The organism is Pelomonas sp. BJYL3, assembly GCF_027257975.1.
Lineage (GTDB): Bacteria > Pseudomonadota > Gammaproteobacteria > Burkholderiales > Burkholderiaceae_C > Roseateles_B > Roseateles_B flavus.
Genome location: NZ_JANZKX010000005.1, coordinates 194,188 through 210,305, shown reverse-complemented (window position 1 = coordinate 210,305; position 16,118 = coordinate 194,188). Strand labels below are relative to the sequence as shown.

Below are 16,118 nucleotides of genomic sequence, written 5' to 3'. Positions count from 1 at the left end.
GCCCGAGGCGCTCTCCATGATGGACAGCATCGCCCGCACCGGCAGCTTCGCGGCAGCCGCCCGCGAGATGGGCAAGGTGCCCTCCGCCCTCACCTACAGCGTGCGCCAGCTGGAAGAGGCGCTGGACGTGCTGCTCTTCGACCGCAGCTCGCGCCAGGCCGTGCTGACCGCCGCGGGCCAGGAGTTGCTGGCCGAGGGCCGCCGCCTGCTGCAGGAGATGGACGCCGTGGCCAACCGCGTGCGCCGCGTGGCCACGGGCTGGGAAAGCACTTTGACGGTGGCCATCGACGACGCCATCGCCCGCCGCGCGGTCTACGACCTGATGGAAGCCTTCTTCCAGCTGCGCGAGGACGGCAAGCCGCCGCCCACCCGGCTGAAGCTGCGCACCGAGGTGCTGGCCGGCACCTGGGAGGCGCTGAGCTCGGGCCAGGCCGACCTGGCCATCGGCACCACCACCCAGCCGCCCGGCAGCAGCTTCCATTGCGAGCCCCTGGGCGAGATGGAGATGATCTTCGTCGTGGCCCCCCACCACCCGCTGGCCACGCATGAGGGCGCCCTGGACCCGGGCACCATCGCCCAGCACCGCATCATCGCCGTGGCCGACACGGCCCGCCAGCTGCTGCCCATGACGGTGGGCGTGATGCCCGGCCAGGAGGTGCTGACCATGCCCTCCATGGCCGCCAAGCTGGAGGCCCTGCTGCGCGGCCTGGGTTGCGGCTCCCTGCCCCGCTCCATGGTGCGGCGGCATGTCGAGGCCGGCCGTCTGGTGCACAAGCCCTATGCCCAGGTCCGCCCGCCGGTCTCGCTGAACTACGCCTGGCGGGCCGGCCATCCGCCGGCCCGTGCCCTGGCCTGGTGGCTGCAACAGCTGCGCAGCCCGGTCACGCGCGGCGCGCTGCTCGAGCAGCACGAGGGCCTGCTGCTGTGAATCAGGCCCTGAGCGGCCTCCCCTACCGCGGCCGCTTCGCCCCCTCGCCCACCGGCTTGCTGCATGCCGGCTCCCTGGTCGCCGCGCTGGCCAGCTGGCTGGACGCCCGCGCCCACGGTGGCCGCTGGCTGGTGCGCATCGAGGACCACGACCAGGGCCGCTGCGTCCGCGGCGCGGACCAGGCCATCCTGGGCCAGCTCCAGACCCTGGGCCTGGTGCCCGACGAGCCGCCCGTCTGGCAGTCGCGGCGCGAGCCCCTGTACGCGGCGGCCCTGCTGCGCCTGGTCGATGCCGGCTGGGCCTATGGCTGCGACTGCACGCGCAAGTCCATCGCCGACGCCCTGGCCGCGCAGGCGCAGCAGAAGCCCCGGCACGGCGAGCTGGTCTATCCCGGCACCTGCCGGCATCGCCGGCTGTCCTCCGCACAGGCCCGCGCCTGGCGGCTGTTGAGCACCGCCGATCTGGCGGGGGCGCAAGACCTGACCCTGTCCTGGCAGGACCGCCGGCTGGGCGCCCAGCGGCAGAACCTCACCGAGGCCGTGGGCGACTTCGTGCTGCGCCGGGCGGACGGGCTGTGGGCCTACCAGCTCTGCGTCGTGGTGGACGATGCCGAGCAGGGCATCACCGACGTCGTCCGCGGCGAGGACCTGGCGGACAACACCCCGCGCCAGATCCGCCTCCAGCAGCTGCTGGGCCTCCCCGCCCTGCGCTACCTGCACACGCCGCTGGTGCTGGGCGCCAATGGCGAGAAGCTCTCCAAGCAGAACGGCGCCCGGCCGCTGGACCTGGGCGAGCCGCTGGCCACCCTGCAGCAAGCCGGCGCCGCGCTGGGCCTGCCCGCCCTGCCCGGCTCGACGATGGCCGACTGGCTCGCCGCCGCGGTGCGCGCGTGGGCGAGCCAGGACCTGCGCCGCCCGTCTTTGATGGCATGATCCCGGGATTCGCGTTTTTCCCCACGAGGCTTTATCCATGATCACCACCTCCACCGGCCTGCAGTACGAAGACACCCAGGTCGGCGACGGCGCCGAGGCCAAGTCCGGCCAGGACGTGCGCGTGCACTACACCGGCTGGCTGTACAAGGACGGCGTCAAGGGCGCCAAGTTCGACTCCAGCAAGGACCGCGGCCAGCCCTTCGAGTTCGAGCTCGACGGCGGCATGGTCATCAAGGGCTGGGACGAAGGCGTGCAGGGCATGAAGATCGGCGGCACCCGCGTGCTGGTGATCCCCGCGCAGCTGGGCTATGGCGCCCGCGGCGCCGGCGGCGTGATCCCGCCCAATGCCACGCTGATGTTCGAGGTGGAGCTGCTGGGCGTGTCCGGCGGTTCCGAGCCCCTCGCGCTGACCCTGCAGACCACCGCCAGCGGCCTGCAGTTCGAGGACGTGACCGTGGGTGACGGCGCCGAAGCCGTCTCGGGCAAGCGCGTCACCGTGCACTACACCGGCTGGCTCTACAAGAACGGCCAGCGCGGCAAGAAGTTCGATTCCAGCAAGGACCGCAACGACCCCTTCAAGTTCCACCTGGATGCCGGCCAGGTCATCAAGGGCTGGGACGAAGGCGTTCAGGGCATGAAGGTCGGCGGCAAGCGCATGCTGGTGATCCCCTCGGACCTGGGCTATGGCCCCTACGGCGCAGGCGGCGTGATCCCGCCCAATGCCACGCTGCTGTTCGAGGTGGAGCTGCTGGCCGTCTGAGGCCTCTGCTGAACCCGGCTCAGGCCTCGTCCTGGGCCCTGTCGACCGCTTCTGCGCCCGCCTTGTGCGGGCGCAGCCTTTTCAGCAGGCCCTTGATCCAGCGGCCGCCGAAGTGCCGCAAGGCCGGCATCCAGGCCGCCGGGCGGCGCAGGTCGAAGGCCACCAGGCCCAGAAACTCGCGGCGCTCGCTGACCCAGTCCTGCTTGTAGGGCTCGGAGCCGTTGAGGTAGTCGATGAGGTGCACCTCGCCACTGTCCAGCGTGTCCTGGAACAGGCTGGCAGACAGCACGGTGCCCACGCCCAGCTTTGCGGCGCTGTCGCGGTAGGCCAGCTTGTAGATGCTGGCCACCCCCTCATGCACCCACCAAAGCTGTGCCGCCTGCGCCACGCCCTGCAGGCGCAGCACGCCCAGGCGCAGGCGCCCGTCGGCAGCCAGCAGCTGCACCAGCTCGCGGATGAAGTCGGGGCGGACCTCGCCCTGCTTCCAGCTGTCCTGGTAGACCGACTCGAAGTCCTGAAGCGCGCGGTCCAGCGCGGGCCCTGCCGTTCGCACGATCTCGATGCTGAGCCCATGCTCGGCCTGCAGGCGCTTGCGGGCGCGCCGCTCGGTATTGCGCAGCCGGGAGGAGCGCGCGGCCCAGTAGGGCTCGAAGCGCAGGCCCGCGCAGGGCAGCACCCAGTTCTCGAAGCAGTGGTAGCAATCCGTGCGATAGCCTGCGGCGGTCAGCCCGCCCTGGAGCAGCTTCAGCTCGGCGCTGCCGGCCTGCAGGGGCTGCAGGCTGAGCACCGCGCCATCGGCGTCGCAGCGCAGCTGCAGGCCGATGCTTCTCGCGGCCTGCGCAGCCTCTGCTGACTCCCAGGCGGGTGAGGCCGGCTCGAGCAAGGGTCCGAAGCGCGGGCTGTAGAAGTTGCCCAGGGCGGTCAGCCGCGCACCGGCTGGCGCGACGGGGCGCTCATGCCGACACAGCCACAGCGAGAGACGCCGGCCGGCCCCGGCTTCGGCACTGAACAACACGGGCTCACCCTGCCCCCCCAGACCGCGGGAGGCCATGAGGCGAAACCAGGGCGGCGTCTGGAACAGGGACATCAGAGAATCGGGGCTCGATCCGCCCCGCCCGAGTCAATGCCCATGTCCATGAAAGTCCGACGACTGCCCCTCATTGCTGCGGCCCTGCTGCTGCTCGTGCTCATTGTCTCGTTCAAGCTGATCTATGCGGACCTGGACCGCCTGGGCGGCACGCCCTGGACATCCAAGCGCGGGAACGACTATGCCCGCTACCTTCTCAAGCGCCTGGAAGGCCATCCCAAGCTGGAGACGGTCTTTCAGCCGCTGCTGCAGGGATGGCAGTCCTGGCTGGAGCCCGAGGTGGACCTCAGCCAGCACCCCGACCACGGCCGCGGCGCGCGGGCCGAAAGCGCCCGCAGTGTAAGACAGCAGGCCCTGGCCGGGCGCGGCAGGATCGACGAGGAGCTGGGCCGGCGACTGCGCCCGGTGGACAGCCCGGCGGCCCTGGAGCTGGCCCTGCAGGAGGCCAGGCCCGGTGACATCCTCGAGCTGGCCGACGGCCGCTACCCCATCACCCGCTCGCTGTGGACGCGCTCGGCCGGCACGGCCGAGCAGCCCATCACCTTGCGCGCGGCCCATGCCCGGGCCGCTGTGCTGGTCTCGGAAACGGCCACGCTGTTCGAGATCACGGAGCCCTACTGGCATGTCGAGGACCTGGACATCGAAGGCCACTGCAAGCCGCCCGGCTGCGAGCACGCCCTGCACGTGACGGGCAAGGCCAGCCATTTCCGAGCCGAGAACAACGTGATCAGCGACTTCGATTCGCATGTCAAGGTGAACGGCAGCAAGGGCCTGTTCCCCGACCACGGCCACCTGACCCGCAACACCCTGCTGAACAAGGGCGAGCGCGTCAGCGCACGACCAGCCAATCCGGTGGACATCGTGGCCGCCAGCCACTGGGTGATCGACGAGAACATCGTGCGCCACTTCGTGCACCCCGATGACAGGGCCAGCAGCTACGGCATCTTCATGAAGGGCGGCGGCAGCGGCGGGCGCATTGAGCGCAACCTGGTGGTCTGCGCCGTCCAGGGCGTGTCCTCGCGCGGCACGCGGCTGGGCATCTCCTTCGGGGGCGGCTTGACGGGACCCAGCTACTGCCGGGACCAGCTGTGCCGCACCGAGCACGAGAACGGCCTCGCACGCGCCAACATCGTGGCCAACTGCAATGACGCCGGCCTGGACATCAACCACTCGACCAGCATCACGCTGGAAGGCAATGTGCTGATCAACACCGCCGGCATCAATGTGCGCGGCACCAGCCCCGCGGCACGGCTGATCGGCAACCTGGGTGACGGCTCGGTGCGCACCTTCGCCAACAAGGACGTCAGCAGCGACGGCCTGGGCCGGGCACCGCTGGATGCGCAGCTGAAGATCCGCCCCTGAGTCGAACCCTGCCCCCGCGGTGGGGGCCGTCACGGGCCCGGCTCAGCCTGGCAGGCTTCGGTCAGCCTCGCAGCGGTGCGTCGTTGGTCCGGGCGTCCACCGCGATCATCAGCTGCGCCAGCTGCCAGGCGCCATGCTGGCGCGAGGTCGGCGACACCGCCTCCACCGTGCGCACCGGCTGGCGGCAGGCGGCCATGTCGGCCACGAAGGCGTCGTAGGACTGCAGCAGGGCCGCCTCGATGGCCGCCTCGTCCAGCACGTCGACATTGCGTACGCCCTCGAACTGCGACAGGCGCTGCGCGGTGATGCCGGCACAGTCCACCAGGGCCAGGATGGGACGCAGTGCCCGCAGGTACTCGTAGATCTTGGCGGGGATCTGGTTGTTGAAGGCCGAGCCCTGGAACACCAGCAGCAGGTCCGCGCCCATCATCTCCTGCAGGGCCTGGCGGTAGGGCACGGGCCCGGCGATGTCGACCATGTCCTCCACGCCGAACTTCTGCGCCAGCTCGCGGATGGCCTGGTCGGCGCCCGGCGCGCGGAAGCGCACGCACAGGCGGGAGGCCTCGATGCGGCCACTGTCGCGCAGGCGGGCCATCACGCGGAAAAGGTTGCTGGGATCGCGTTCCTTGGGATAGATGGCGCCGCTGTGCAGCATCAGCAGGCGCTCGGGCGCCACGTCATAACGCTGTGCCTGCGCGCCCACGAAGGAGCCCTCGTCGTAGCCGTTCTCGATCACATGAACGCGGCCGCGGGCCTCGGGATAGCGGCGCTCGAAGAGCTGGCGCGCGCCATCCGTCGTCACCACGCAGCAGGTGGCGCTGCGCACCACCCAGCCTTCCAGGCGCGGCAGCAGCCAGCGCTTGAGGCGGCTGGCATCCCAGTCCTCGTGGTAGACGGGATCGCGGAACTCGGCGATCCAGGGCCGGCTGGTCCAGCGGGCCACCATGCCACCGATCAGGTGAGCCGAGAGAATGGGATAGGTGCTCCAGACCAGCTGTGCCTGGCGGCTGCGCACCAGGCGGATGCCGCGTCGCACGCCGCCGAAGAACCAGCTGGACCAGCGATCGGGCATGGCCAGCAGCTCGGGATACTTGCCGCGGATGGAGAGGTCGCGCCGCACGTCCAGGGCCAGGGCACGATCCAGGCGGATGTCCGGCGGCACCTGGGCCATCAGGTCCACGCTGGTGCGCTCGTAGGCGCTGGCGCTGGCCGACAGCAGGCTCACGTCCCAACCGGCCTCGGGCAGGATCTTGGCAAAGTTGAGGCTGCGCAGCACGCCGCTGGAGCCGGCCTGCGGCGGGAAGTGGAAGGCGACCATCAAGGCGGCATGGGGACGAGCCGGCCGTGCCAGGTCAGGCTCGGGCGGACGCAGCAGATTGCCCAGCAGCTGGAAAGCCCGCGAATTGGCCGTGGCGCCCCAGGGCGTGAAGCGGCGCAGTTGCAGGAAGCAGTTCTCCAGCGTGGCATAGCCCTTCTGAGTGCTCACGCCACAGGCGTAGCCGGCTCGGCGCACCATCTCCACATGGCGGCTGGTGTAGTCCTTGCCGGGCTCGCCGTTGGGATAGGCAAAGGGCATGCGCAGCGGGCCCAGCACGGCCTCGATGTCGGCGCGGCTCTCGCGGATCTCGTACTCCGCTTCCTCCTCGCTGCAGCAGGACAGGATGGGGTGGTTCACCGAATGCGCACCGATCTCCATCCCCATGGCCTGCAGGGCCTTGAGGTCCTCGCTGCCAAAGCAGCTGGGGCCGGCATAGCCCGGCCCGCACAGGCGCTCCAGCTCGGCCATGGCCTCGCGGCGCTGGTCCTGGGGCTGGTACTTCAGGGCCGCGGTCACGAGCCGGACCGCGTCCACCCGGCCTTCGCGGCTGCTGACGTCCAGCCCGGGCGTGGCCCCCGGCACGCCGGAGAGGGTCTTCAGGCCTGCCGGCAGGTGGTGGATCGCATGCTCGATGCGCTCGTTCCACAGCGGCTGCCCGCGCAGCTGCGCCGTGGTGATGAAGAAGGTGCCGCGCAGGCCCTGGCCCTGCAGCCAGGGGGCCACATGATCGATCCAGCTCTTGTAGCCGTCATCGAAGGTCAGCACGACGGCCGGTTCCTTGAGCAGCCCGGCGCGCAGCAGATCCACCGCCTCCGTCAGGGCAAGGATGCGGAAGGAGGACCGCAACTCGGTCACCAGTTCCTTGAAGCGCTCGAAGCTGTACTCGTGCGGGTCCAGCCGCTGCGCCTCGCGGGGCAGTCGATGGAAGGAGAGGATGGTCAGCTTGCCACGGCCGAACCTGCGGGTGAGAGAAAGCATCATGGGCATGGCTCGGGCCGGGCTCAGGGCCGCAGCGCCGCCGTGGATTTCCGGGGGTTGACCTGCTCGCGCACATAGCGGCGCACGCAGTCCGCCAGGGCCACCAGCATGTAGTGGAAGTCGTAGAAGGCGGCGCTCAGGGCGGCACCGGTGATCAGGAAGATGAACATCGCGCCGGCCAGGGCATTGACCATGTCGGCGGCCCAGAGCAGGTCATCCCGCCCGGACTTCTTCACCAGCCGCTGCACCTCGCCGCGCGCCGCGAAGGTGGTCCACATGAGAGCCACGAAGATCAGCAGGCCGACGAAGCCCATGTCACCCAGCACCTCGAAGTAGATGCTGTGGGCGGCCGCCGGGTAGTTGACATTGGGCGTCTCGACAAAGCCCAGCAAGCCCTGCTTGTAGCGGAACTGCTCGAAGATCACCGGCGCCTGCACCGCCCGGAAACCGCCGCCGAAGACGGGGTTCTCCACCGCGATGGCGCTGGCGCGCTTCCAGGCGGTCACGCGGCCCATGAAGGACGCGTCCTCGTTGGCGGACTGCAGCGTCTCCATGCGCTCGAACCAGCTCGCCGGCGCGGCGGCGTAGATGGCCAGGCCGATGGCCAGGAAGATCAGCAGGCCCTTGAACTTCTGCCGGCCCATCAGCACCATCCAGACGCCGAAGCAGACGAAGCCGATCAGCCCCCCGCGCGACTTGGTGGCGATCACCGCCATGGCCACGAGGAACATGAAGCCCAGCAAGGCATAGCGCCAGGGTCGGGTCTTGCTGTACTGCCACAGGTAGAAGGCCAGGGGCACCGACAGCAGCACGGACTGCGCGAAGTGGTTGTTGTCCCCCAGCTTGGCGTTGCCCAGCACGATGTGCGCGCCCCCCGAGGCCAGGAACTTGAGGCCCTCCACCACGCCATGCCCGCCCAAACCCAGCGCCATGATGATGACCATGGCAACCAGGCGCGTGCGGTTGACCACCAGCAGGGGCATCAGCAGGCACAGCAGGATGTTCTTCAGCAGATTGGTGGCGATTTCCCAGTTCCGCTCGATGCCTCCATAGGCCAGGCTGGCCACGAACAGCGCATGCAGCGAAAACATCAGGAACAGGATCTGCGGCCCGCCCAGCTCCCAGCGCCCGACGATCTGCTTGCGCTGCGTCAGCATCAGCACCAGCGTCGAGACCGCAAAGATCATCACGTAGGGCACGCCGGCCATGAAGCCGAACATGTAGAAGCCCAGGGCCGCCAGATTGGCCCAGGACCACATGAGCAGGGAGGCGAAGGCGCTGCGGATCACCAGGGGCGCCAGCCCCAGCATGAAGATCAGGGTGATGATGTCACGCACGCGGCCCCCTCCCCTCGTCGGGCCAGGCCGCGACCTTGGGAGCCGGCGGCGGCTTGCGGTTGGACTTCGGCGGCTTGGGCGCCTTGCCGCCCAAGCGGATGTCGAACCAGCCCAGTTCTTCCTCGTCCAGCTTGCCTCGCGCCTTGGACATGGTGCGCAGCAGCCAGCCCACGCAAAGCAGCTGGGCGAAGATGACCAGATACTCCTTCATTGCACGACCTGCCCTTTCCGGCTGGCAAACAGGGTCTCGTAGCGGGCCAGCATGGCCTGCAGCGAGTAGGCACTCAGGGCCCGCGAGCGCGCGGCCTCCTGCTGGGCCAGGCGGGCGGCGGGGTCCAGGCGCTGTGCCAGGGCCTGCCTCAACGCCTGCGCCAGCGCCATTGTGTCCGAGGGCGGCACCAGATGGCCGGCCGTTCCCTCGCCCAGCACGGCGGCATTGCCGCCCACGGTGCTCGCCACAATGGCCATGCCCGTGGCCAGCGCCTCCTGCAGCGCGCAGGAGGTGCCCTCGGTCAGGGAATTCAGCACGAAGACGTCCAGGGCCCGCAGCACGGCGGGCACGTCCTGGCGCTGGCCGGCGAAGCAGACCCGGTCCTGCAGACCGCGCTGTGCCACCCGCTCTCCCAGGGCCTGCCGCAGCGGGCCCTCGCCCACCAGGACCAGGCGGGCCCGGCGGCAGGCCTCGTCATCCATGGTCTGCAGCTGGGCGAAGGCCTCGATCAGCCGGGCCTGGTCCTTGACGGGGTCCAGGCGCCCGACCGTGCCGATCAGCAGATGCTCGCCGGCGCGGAAGGGCAAGCCCTCGGGCCAGGCCTCGCCGGACTGCGGCGGGCGGAAGCGCTCGGTGTCCACGCCATTGGTGATCAGCTGGATGCGCGGGGCGGGCACGCGGATGATGTCGCGCAGGTAGTCACGCACCTGCTCGGAGACGGCGATGAAGTCCTGGGCGAAGGGCGCCATGATCCGCCGGTTGCGACGGTTCCTCAGATTGCTGCCACCAGGGTCGCTGACGTCCCAGCCATGCTCGGCGTGGATGCGCCGCGGAATGCGCGCCAGCGCGGCCATGGGGAGGAAGTCCATCGCGGCCAGGTTGCAGCTGTGCAGGACGTCGGGTGCCTGCTCCCGGAAGAGACGCCAGGCCTGCGGCCAGTACGGCAGCGGACCGCCGGGCTGCTTGTTCAGGGCCAGGCATTGCACGTCTGGCGTCTCGATGCGCGCGCGGTAGACGGGGTCGACCTCGGTCAGGGCCACCAGGGTGTGGCGAAAACGGTCCCGCGGCAGGCCGTTGATCAGCTGGGTGACGACATTCTCCAGCCCACCGCTTGAGAAACGGTAGAGCAGGTGCATGACGTGCAGGCGGGCGTCAGTCTTCATGAACAGGGCAGAAAAGCCGGGGGCATGGCCAGGGCCGGGGTCGATGTGGAGGGCAGCATCAGGAGAGGCCGGCGCGGCGGCCGGGCGCAATCATGATCATGATGGGGTGCTCCGTGCAGAGGATCTGGCCGCATGGGCCTCCACCAGCCGGTGGAACAGCTGGTACTGCTGCTCGCTGGTGGCATCCCAGGAAAAGTCCTCAGCATAGCGGCGGACGGCCTCGCGCCCGGGGTGGGATTGCCACAGGGAGGCCACGGCCGCCGCGATGCCCTCGCCATCGCGCGAGGCGACCAGGCGCCCGGCGACGTCGTTCTGCACCACCTCGGGCGAGCCGCCCACCGGCGTGGCCACCACGGGCGCACCGCAGGCCATGGCTTCCAGCAGCACATTGGCCCAGCCTTCACGGCTGGAGGCCAGCAGCAGCATGTCCGCGGCGCTGTACCAGCGCAGCAGCTCGGCATTGGGCAGGGCCCCGGTCATGCGGACCTTGTCCTGCAGACCCAGGCGCTGGATGGTGGCCTCGATACGCGGCCGGTCCGCGCCCTCCCCGATGATGACCAGCCGAGCCTGCGGGAACTGCGGCAGCAGCCGGGCCAGGGCCTCGACGCACAGGTCATGCCCCTTGAGCGGCACCAGGTGCCCCACCGACAGCATCAGCGGCCCGCCCTCCAGGCCCAGCTCCTGGCGCATTTGTGCCTGGTCCAGGGGCCGGAAGCGCTGCAGGTCCACGCCGTTGCGGAACACATGGAGCTTGTCGCGCGGCTCGCCCAGCTCATGCAGGCGTTCCATCAGGTCGGCACAGACGCCGATGGAGGCGTCCGCCTGCCGCGCGGCGCCCTGGATCAGCTTGCGCGGCCAGGGGAACGTCGGGAACAGATTGAGGTCCGAGCCGCGAGCGGTGATGGTCAGCGGCTTGTCGAAGTACCGGGCCAGCCAGGCAGCAGCCACGCCATCGGGGTAGTAGTAGTGGGCGTCGATGACATCGAATGCCAGCCCCTCCTTCATCCACTGACGGATGGCCAGGGCCGAGCGCAGGGCCAGCAGGTGCGGAGCCACATTCATGCCCACCTTGGGCGGCAGCAGGTAGCGCGGATAGCGGACCTCGATGCCGTTGTGCACGGCCTGGCGTGGCGTGGCCGCCATCTTGGCCCAGGCCCCCCAGCGCGGATTCGAGGAGGGAAACCAGGGCACCGGCGCCAGCACCTTGGCCTGCACCTTGCCCGCCTTCAGCAGCTCGCGCAGGCGGGTCTCCACGAAGATGCCATGCCCCGGGCGGCTGGGGCTGGGATACAGCGTGGAAAACAGCAGGGTGCGGATGGGACGGTCCATGCGGGCAGGTGCGAGGAGGCGAAGCCGGGGGGAGATACCAGGGGCGATGCAGTCGTCGCCGGCTTCAGGCCACGGAGCGGCCCAGCAGGCGTTCGTAGACCGGCACGTAGTTGGCCGCACTGTTGCGCCAGTTGCGCACGTCCTCGACGAAGCGACGGCCGTTGGCCTGCACGCGCGGCCAGTCGGCCGGGGCCGACAGCACGCGCATCACCACATCGGCCAGAGACTGGCGGTCGCCTGCCTTGAACAGATGGCCCGTCTGCCCGTCCTCGATGAGCTCCTTGTGGCCGCCCACATCCGAGGCGACCAGCAGGCGCCCCTGCGCCATGGCCTCCAGCGGCTTGAGCGGCGTCACCAGCTCGGTCAGGCGCATGGGATGGCGGGGGAACACCAGCACATCGATCAGGTCGTAGTAGCGCTGAACCTGGGCATGCGGCACGCGCCCGGTGAAGACCACCTTGTCGGCCAGGCCCAGGGCCTGGCACTGCGCCTTCAGGGCGGCATCCTGCGGGCCGCCGCCGACCAGCAGCAGGCGCACGCTGGGGTCCCGCTGCAGCATCTGAGGCAGCGCCTCCAGCAGCAGGTCCAGGCCTTCGTAGGCATAGAAGGAGCCGATGAAGCCCAGCACCTCGGCCCCCTGCAGGCCCAGCTGCGTCTGCAGGGCCGGGTCCGGCTGACCGCCGGGTTCGAAGCTGGCGATGTCCACCGCGTTGGGGATGACGCTGACCTTGGACGCGGGGATGCCGCGCCCCAGGATGTCGCTGCGCAGCCCCTCGCAGATGGTGAAGACATGGTCCACGCGGCGCATGGCACGAGTCTCCAGGGCCCGCGTGGCCTTGTAGCGCAGGCTGCCCTCGGTGGTGGTGCCGTGGTCGACTGCGGCGTCCTCCCAGAAGGCCCGGATCTCGTAGACCACCGGCAGGCCGGCACGCCGCGCGGCGCGTGCCGCCGGCAGGGCATTCAGCACGGGGGAATGCGCATGGAGGATGTGGGGGCGGTGTTCCTGGATCAGGGTGTCGATGCGGCGTTCGAGCGCGCGCATCAGCTGCATCTCCTTGATCACCGGCAGGCCGCTGGCTTCGGCCAGCGGGGTGCGGTGGAAGGTCCAGTGATCAACCTGCTCCTGCAGCGCTCCATCGTGGCGGCCCGAGCTCTGCTCGTGCTTGGGGCTGGTGACATGCAGGGTCTCCCAGCCCAGCTTGCGCTGCTCGCGCAGCAGCGAAGCCGTGCGGAAGGTGTAGCCGCTGTGCAGCGGCAGGGAGTGGTCGAGGATGTGGAGGACGCGGACGGTCATATCAGGAGGCGGCAGACGGGGTGGCGAGGGCCGGCACGGCCTTGCTGGCGATGGCATGGTCGGGCACCACCGGATGGGGGCCATCGACCACGACGCGCAGGAAGGCCTCGAACATGGTCAAGGACCACAGCGCCGTGCTGTGGTCGGCCCGGCCGGACTGGTGCTGGTCGACGAGATCCCGCAGGCAGTCGGGATTGAACCAGCCGGTGTCGGCCAGGCGCGGACCCAGCACGGACTCACGCACCTTGTCCTTCAAGGGCCCGCGGAACCAGTTGGCCAGGGGCACCGAGAAGCCCATCTTGGGCCGGTACAGCACCTCGTGCGGCAGCTGGCTTTCCATGCTCTTCTTGAGCAGGTACTTGCCCTCCTGGCCGTGCAGCTTGAGCGAGGAGGGCAGCGTGGCCAGCCATTCCAGCAGCTCGTGGTCCATCAGCGGCTCGCGCACTTCCAGCGAGTGGGCCATGCTGGCGCGGTCCACCTTGGTGTTGATGTCACCGACGAGGTAGGTCTTGGTGTCCAGGTACTGGATGAGGGCCAGCTGGTCGTCGGTATTGGCATTCTGTGCGTGGCGGTGGAAGACCTGGTCCGCGCTGTAGCCGGCCAGGGCCTGGCGCATCGCGGGGCTGAACAGGCGCTGGCGCAGCGGGGCCTTGTTCTGGGACACCGAGTGGCAGTAGGCGCTGACCGGGTCCATGGCCATGCCCTGGAAGGTGGTCTTGGCACGCAGAAAACGCGGCGCCCAGTCCAGCTTGGGATAGGCCCGCCCCAGCGCACCGAAGACCCTCTGCCCCATGCGGCCGGGCAGCATGCCGCGCAGGCCGGACTCCAGCATGTGCAGCTTGTAGCGGCGATAGCCACCGAAGGCCTCGTCCCCGCCATCACCGGACAGGGCCACGGTGACATGGCGGCGGGCCATCTCACAGACGCGGTAGGTGGGGACGGCGGAACTGTCGGCGTAGGGCTCGTCGTAGAGGCGGGCCAGGGTGTCCACGAGGTCGAAGTCATTGCTGCCCACGGTATGGCAGACATGGGCCGTGCCATGGCGTTGGGCGACCATGGCGGCGAACTCGGACTCGTTGAAGCGCGGGTCGTCGAATGCAATGGCACAGGTGCGCACCGGCTGGTCCGACAGGCCCGCCATGGTGGCCACCACCGCGCTGGAGTCGACCCCGCCGGACAGGAAGGCGCCCAGCGGCACCTCAGCGATCATGCGCAGGCGCACGGACTCGCGCAGACGCTCCAGCAGCTCGGCCTGGGCATCGGCCAGGCTGATGGGGTTGTCCAGCGTGTAGCGCAGGTCCCAGAAGGGCTTGGACGCCGGAATCGGCACACCGCGCTGGATGCGCAGGGTGTGGCCCATGTCCAGCTTGTGGATGCCCTTGAAGATGGTGCGCGGCTCGGGCACGTAGCCGAAGGCAAAGTACTCCTCCACCGCCTGCGGCTCGATCTCGCGCCGCAGCTGCGGATGGGCCAGCAGGGACTTCAGCTCGGAGCCGAAGAGCAGCAGGCCGTCGTCCAGCACCGTCCAGTACAGGGGCTTGACGCCCAGGCGGTCACGCGCCATGAACAGGCACTGCTGCTTGCGATCCCAGATCACGAAGGCGAACATGCCACGCAGGCGGTCCACGCAGCGCTCACCCCAGCTCTCCCAGGCATGAACAATGACTTCGGTGTCGCTGCGGGTGTGGAAGTGGTGGCCCAGGGCCTGCAGCTCGGGGATGAGTTCCTGGTAGTTGTAGATTTCGCCATTGAAGACGATGGCAACGCTGCGGTCCGTGTTGAACAGCGGCTGCTGACCCGTGGCGATGTCGATGATGGACAGGCGGCGGTGGCCGAAGCCCAGGCCGGGTTCCAGGTAGAGGTCGCCTTCGTCCGGACCGCGGTGGTGCTGGGAGTCGTTCATGCGACGCAGCACGGCGCCGTCGATGGCGCGCGCCTGGCGGGTGTCAAAAATGCCGGTGATGCCGCACATGGTCTGCCTTCAATCCGCAATGCCCTGACCGGGCCAAGGCCCTGGTCTGGCCTGGTCCGGAAACAAGCTTGCCGAGCAAGCTCGGCAAGCAATCTTCACAATCCTGGGCGGCGGCCCTGCGCCGGGCCTCAGGCCCGGCGCAGGGCCGCCTCGGAGGTCACAGGCGCCAGACCCGGTAGCCCGCCGCCTTCAGGGCCGCTTCGTCGAAGGCAGCCTTCACGTCAACGAAGGCACCGCCCGCCACCAGCTTCTCGCCCAGCTGCGCCACGCTGAGGCTGGCGAATTCACGGTGCGACACGGCCGCCACGATGGCGTCGGCCTTGGGCAGTTCGTCCCAGGGCGTCAGGCTCACGCCGTACTCGTGCTCGGCCTCGGCCGACTCGGCCTGGGGATCGGTCACGATCACGTCCACGCCGTAGGTCTTGAGCTCGTTGATGATGTCGATCACCTTGGAGTTGCGCAGGTCGCCGCAGTTCTCCTTGAAGGTCAGGCCCAGCACATTGACCTTGGAACCCTTGATGTGCGAGCCGCTGGCGATCATCTGCTTGATGGTCTGCTCGGCGATGAACTTGCCCATGCTGTCGTTGATGCGACGGCCGGCCAGGATGACCTGCGGGTGGTAGCCCAGCATGTCGGCCTTGTGGGTCAGGTAGTAGGGGTCCACGCCGATGCAGTGGCCACCCACCAGGCCCGGCTTGAACTTCAGGAAGTTCCACTTGGTGCCGGCGGCTTCCAGCACTTCACTGGTGTCGATGCCGATCTTGTCGAAGATGATGGCCAGCTCGTTCATCAGCGCGATGTTGAGGTCACGCTGCGTGTTCTCGATGACCTTGGCCGCCTCGGCGGTCTTGATGCTGGAAGCGCGATGCACGCCCGGCACGATGATCATTTCGTAGAGCTTGGCCACACGATCCAGGGTCTCGGGCGTGTCGCCGGAGACGATCTTCAGGATCTTGGTGAGGGTGTGTTCCTTGTCGCCCGGGTTGATGCGCTCGGGGCTGTAGCCCACGAAGAAGTCCTGCTTCCACTTCATGCCGGATTCACGCTCCAGCACGGGGATGCAGACCTCTTCGGTGGCGCCGGGGTACACGGTGCTCTCATAGACCACGATGGCGCCCTTCTTCATGTGGCGGCCTGCGCTGGTCGAGGAACCGATCAGGGGCTTGAAGTCGGGGATGTGGGCCTCGTCCACGGGGGTGGGAACGGCGACGATGATGATGTCGGCCTCACCCAGCATGGCGGGATCCGAGGTGTAGACCGCGTGCTTGGCAGCCTGCACCTGTTCGTCCGTCAGTTCGCGCGACGGGTCGGTCCCGCGCTTGCAGGCGTCCACCTTGCCCTGGTGGATGTCAAAACCGATGGTCTTGATCTGCTTGCCGAATTCCACGACCAGCGGCAGGCCCACATAGCCCAGACCGATCACTGCCAAAGTCGTCATACAAATGCC

13 protein-coding genes and 1 pseudogene are annotated in these 16,118 nt (G+C 69.0%); 5 read left to right on the top strand and 9 right to left on the bottom strand.

Annotated features, from left to right (window positions below):
- Positions 1–16: 16 nt before the first annotated feature.
- The 4 genes and pseudogenes from O9Y01_RS16520 to O9Y01_RS16505 all read left to right on the top strand — a co-directional run bounded on the left by O9Y01_RS16520 (position 17) and on the right by O9Y01_RS16505 (position 2,620).
- Positions 17–928 (top strand): LysR family transcriptional regulator, encoded by a 912-nt coding sequence (locus O9Y01_RS16520; RefSeq protein WP_269632886.1) that lies wholly within the window; start codon positions 17–19, stop codon positions 926–928.
- A complete protein-coding gene (gene gluQRS, locus O9Y01_RS16515; RefSeq protein ID WP_332108756.1) occupies positions 925–1,860 on the top strand; it encodes a tRNA glutamyl-Q(34) synthetase GluQRS in 936 nt (311 codons plus the stop codon). The genes O9Y01_RS16520 and gluQRS overlap by 4 nt, the downstream gene beginning before the upstream one ends.
- A gap of 37 nt (positions 1,861–1,897) precedes the next feature.
- Positions 1,898–2,242: pseudogene (locus tag O9Y01_RS16510) on the top strand (FKBP-type peptidyl-prolyl cis-trans isomerase); the annotation flags it as partial.
- 24 nt (positions 2,243–2,266) lie between these two features.
- The gene (locus O9Y01_RS16505) at positions 2,267–2,620 is read left to right on the top strand and encodes an FKBP-type peptidyl-prolyl cis-trans isomerase (RefSeq protein ID WP_269632884.1); all 354 of its coding nucleotides are present in this window, start codon (positions 2,267–2,269) and stop codon (positions 2,618–2,620) included.
- A gap of 19 nt (positions 2,621–2,639) precedes the next feature.
- Here the strand turns inward: O9Y01_RS16505 and O9Y01_RS16500 are convergent, their stop codons facing one another.
- On the bottom strand, positions 2,640–3,707 hold the full coding sequence (locus tag O9Y01_RS16500; RefSeq protein WP_269632699.1) for a GNAT family N-acetyltransferase: 1,068 nt from the start codon (positions 3,705–3,707) through the stop codon (positions 2,640–2,642).
- A gap of 48 nt (positions 3,708–3,755) precedes the next feature.
- On the opposite strand from O9Y01_RS16500, the gene O9Y01_RS16495 reads away from it, so the two are divergent.
- Positions 3,756–5,069 carry a chondroitinase-B domain-containing protein gene (locus O9Y01_RS16495; RefSeq protein WP_269632698.1) on the top strand — a complete coding sequence of 438 codons (1,314 nt, stop codon included), beginning with the start codon at positions 3,756–3,758 and terminating at the stop codon, positions 5,067–5,069.
- A gap of 61 nt (positions 5,070–5,130) precedes the next feature.
- On the opposite strand, the gene O9Y01_RS16490 is transcribed toward O9Y01_RS16495, so the two are convergent.
- The 8 genes from O9Y01_RS16490 to O9Y01_RS16455 all read right to left on the bottom strand — a co-directional run bounded on the left by O9Y01_RS16490 (position 5,131) and on the right by O9Y01_RS16455 (position 16,109).
- Positions 5,131–7,368 carry a polysaccharide deacetylase family protein gene (locus O9Y01_RS16490; protein ID WP_269632697.1) on the bottom strand — a complete coding sequence of 746 codons (2,238 nt, stop codon included), beginning with the start codon at positions 7,366–7,368 and terminating at the stop codon, positions 5,131–5,133.
- 20 nt (positions 7,369–7,388) lie between these two features.
- Positions 7,389–8,702: a putative O-glycosylation ligase, exosortase A system-associated gene (locus O9Y01_RS16485; RefSeq protein ID WP_269632696.1), complete on the bottom strand. Its 1,314-nt coding sequence runs from the start codon at positions 8,700–8,702 to the stop codon at positions 7,389–7,391.
- Positions 8,695–8,913, bottom strand: a complete 219-nt coding sequence (locus tag O9Y01_RS16480; RefSeq protein WP_269632695.1) for a hypothetical protein — start codon at positions 8,911–8,913, stop codon at positions 8,695–8,697. Before O9Y01_RS16480 ends, O9Y01_RS16485 begins: the two co-directional genes overlap by 8 nt.
- On the bottom strand, positions 8,910–10,076 hold the full coding sequence (locus O9Y01_RS16475) for a glycosyltransferase (protein WP_269632694.1): 1,167 nt from the start codon (positions 10,074–10,076) through the stop codon (positions 8,910–8,912). Before O9Y01_RS16475 ends, O9Y01_RS16480 begins: the two co-directional genes overlap by 4 nt.
- 96 nt (positions 10,077–10,172) lie before the next feature.
- Positions 10,173–11,405, bottom strand: coding sequence for a glycosyltransferase family 4 protein (locus O9Y01_RS16470; RefSeq protein ID WP_269632693.1), 1,233 nt, complete (start codon positions 11,403–11,405; stop codon positions 10,173–10,175).
- 64 nt (positions 11,406–11,469) lie between these two features.
- The gene (locus O9Y01_RS16465; RefSeq protein WP_269632692.1) at positions 11,470–12,699 is read right to left on the bottom strand and encodes a TIGR04063 family PEP-CTERM/XrtA system glycosyltransferase; all 1,230 of its coding nucleotides are present in this window, start codon (positions 12,697–12,699) and stop codon (positions 11,470–11,472) included.
- A gap of 1 nt (position 12,700) precedes the next feature.
- A complete protein-coding gene (locus O9Y01_RS16460) occupies positions 12,701–14,671 on the bottom strand; it encodes an XrtA/PEP-CTERM system amidotransferase (protein ID WP_269632691.1) in 1,971 nt (656 codons plus the stop codon).
- A 157-nt stretch (positions 14,672–14,828) separates the two neighbouring features.
- Positions 14,829–16,109, bottom strand: a complete 1,281-nt coding sequence (locus O9Y01_RS16455) for a nucleotide sugar dehydrogenase (protein ID WP_269632690.1) — start codon at positions 16,107–16,109, stop codon at positions 14,829–14,831.
- Positions 16,110–16,118 lie beyond the last annotated feature (9 nt).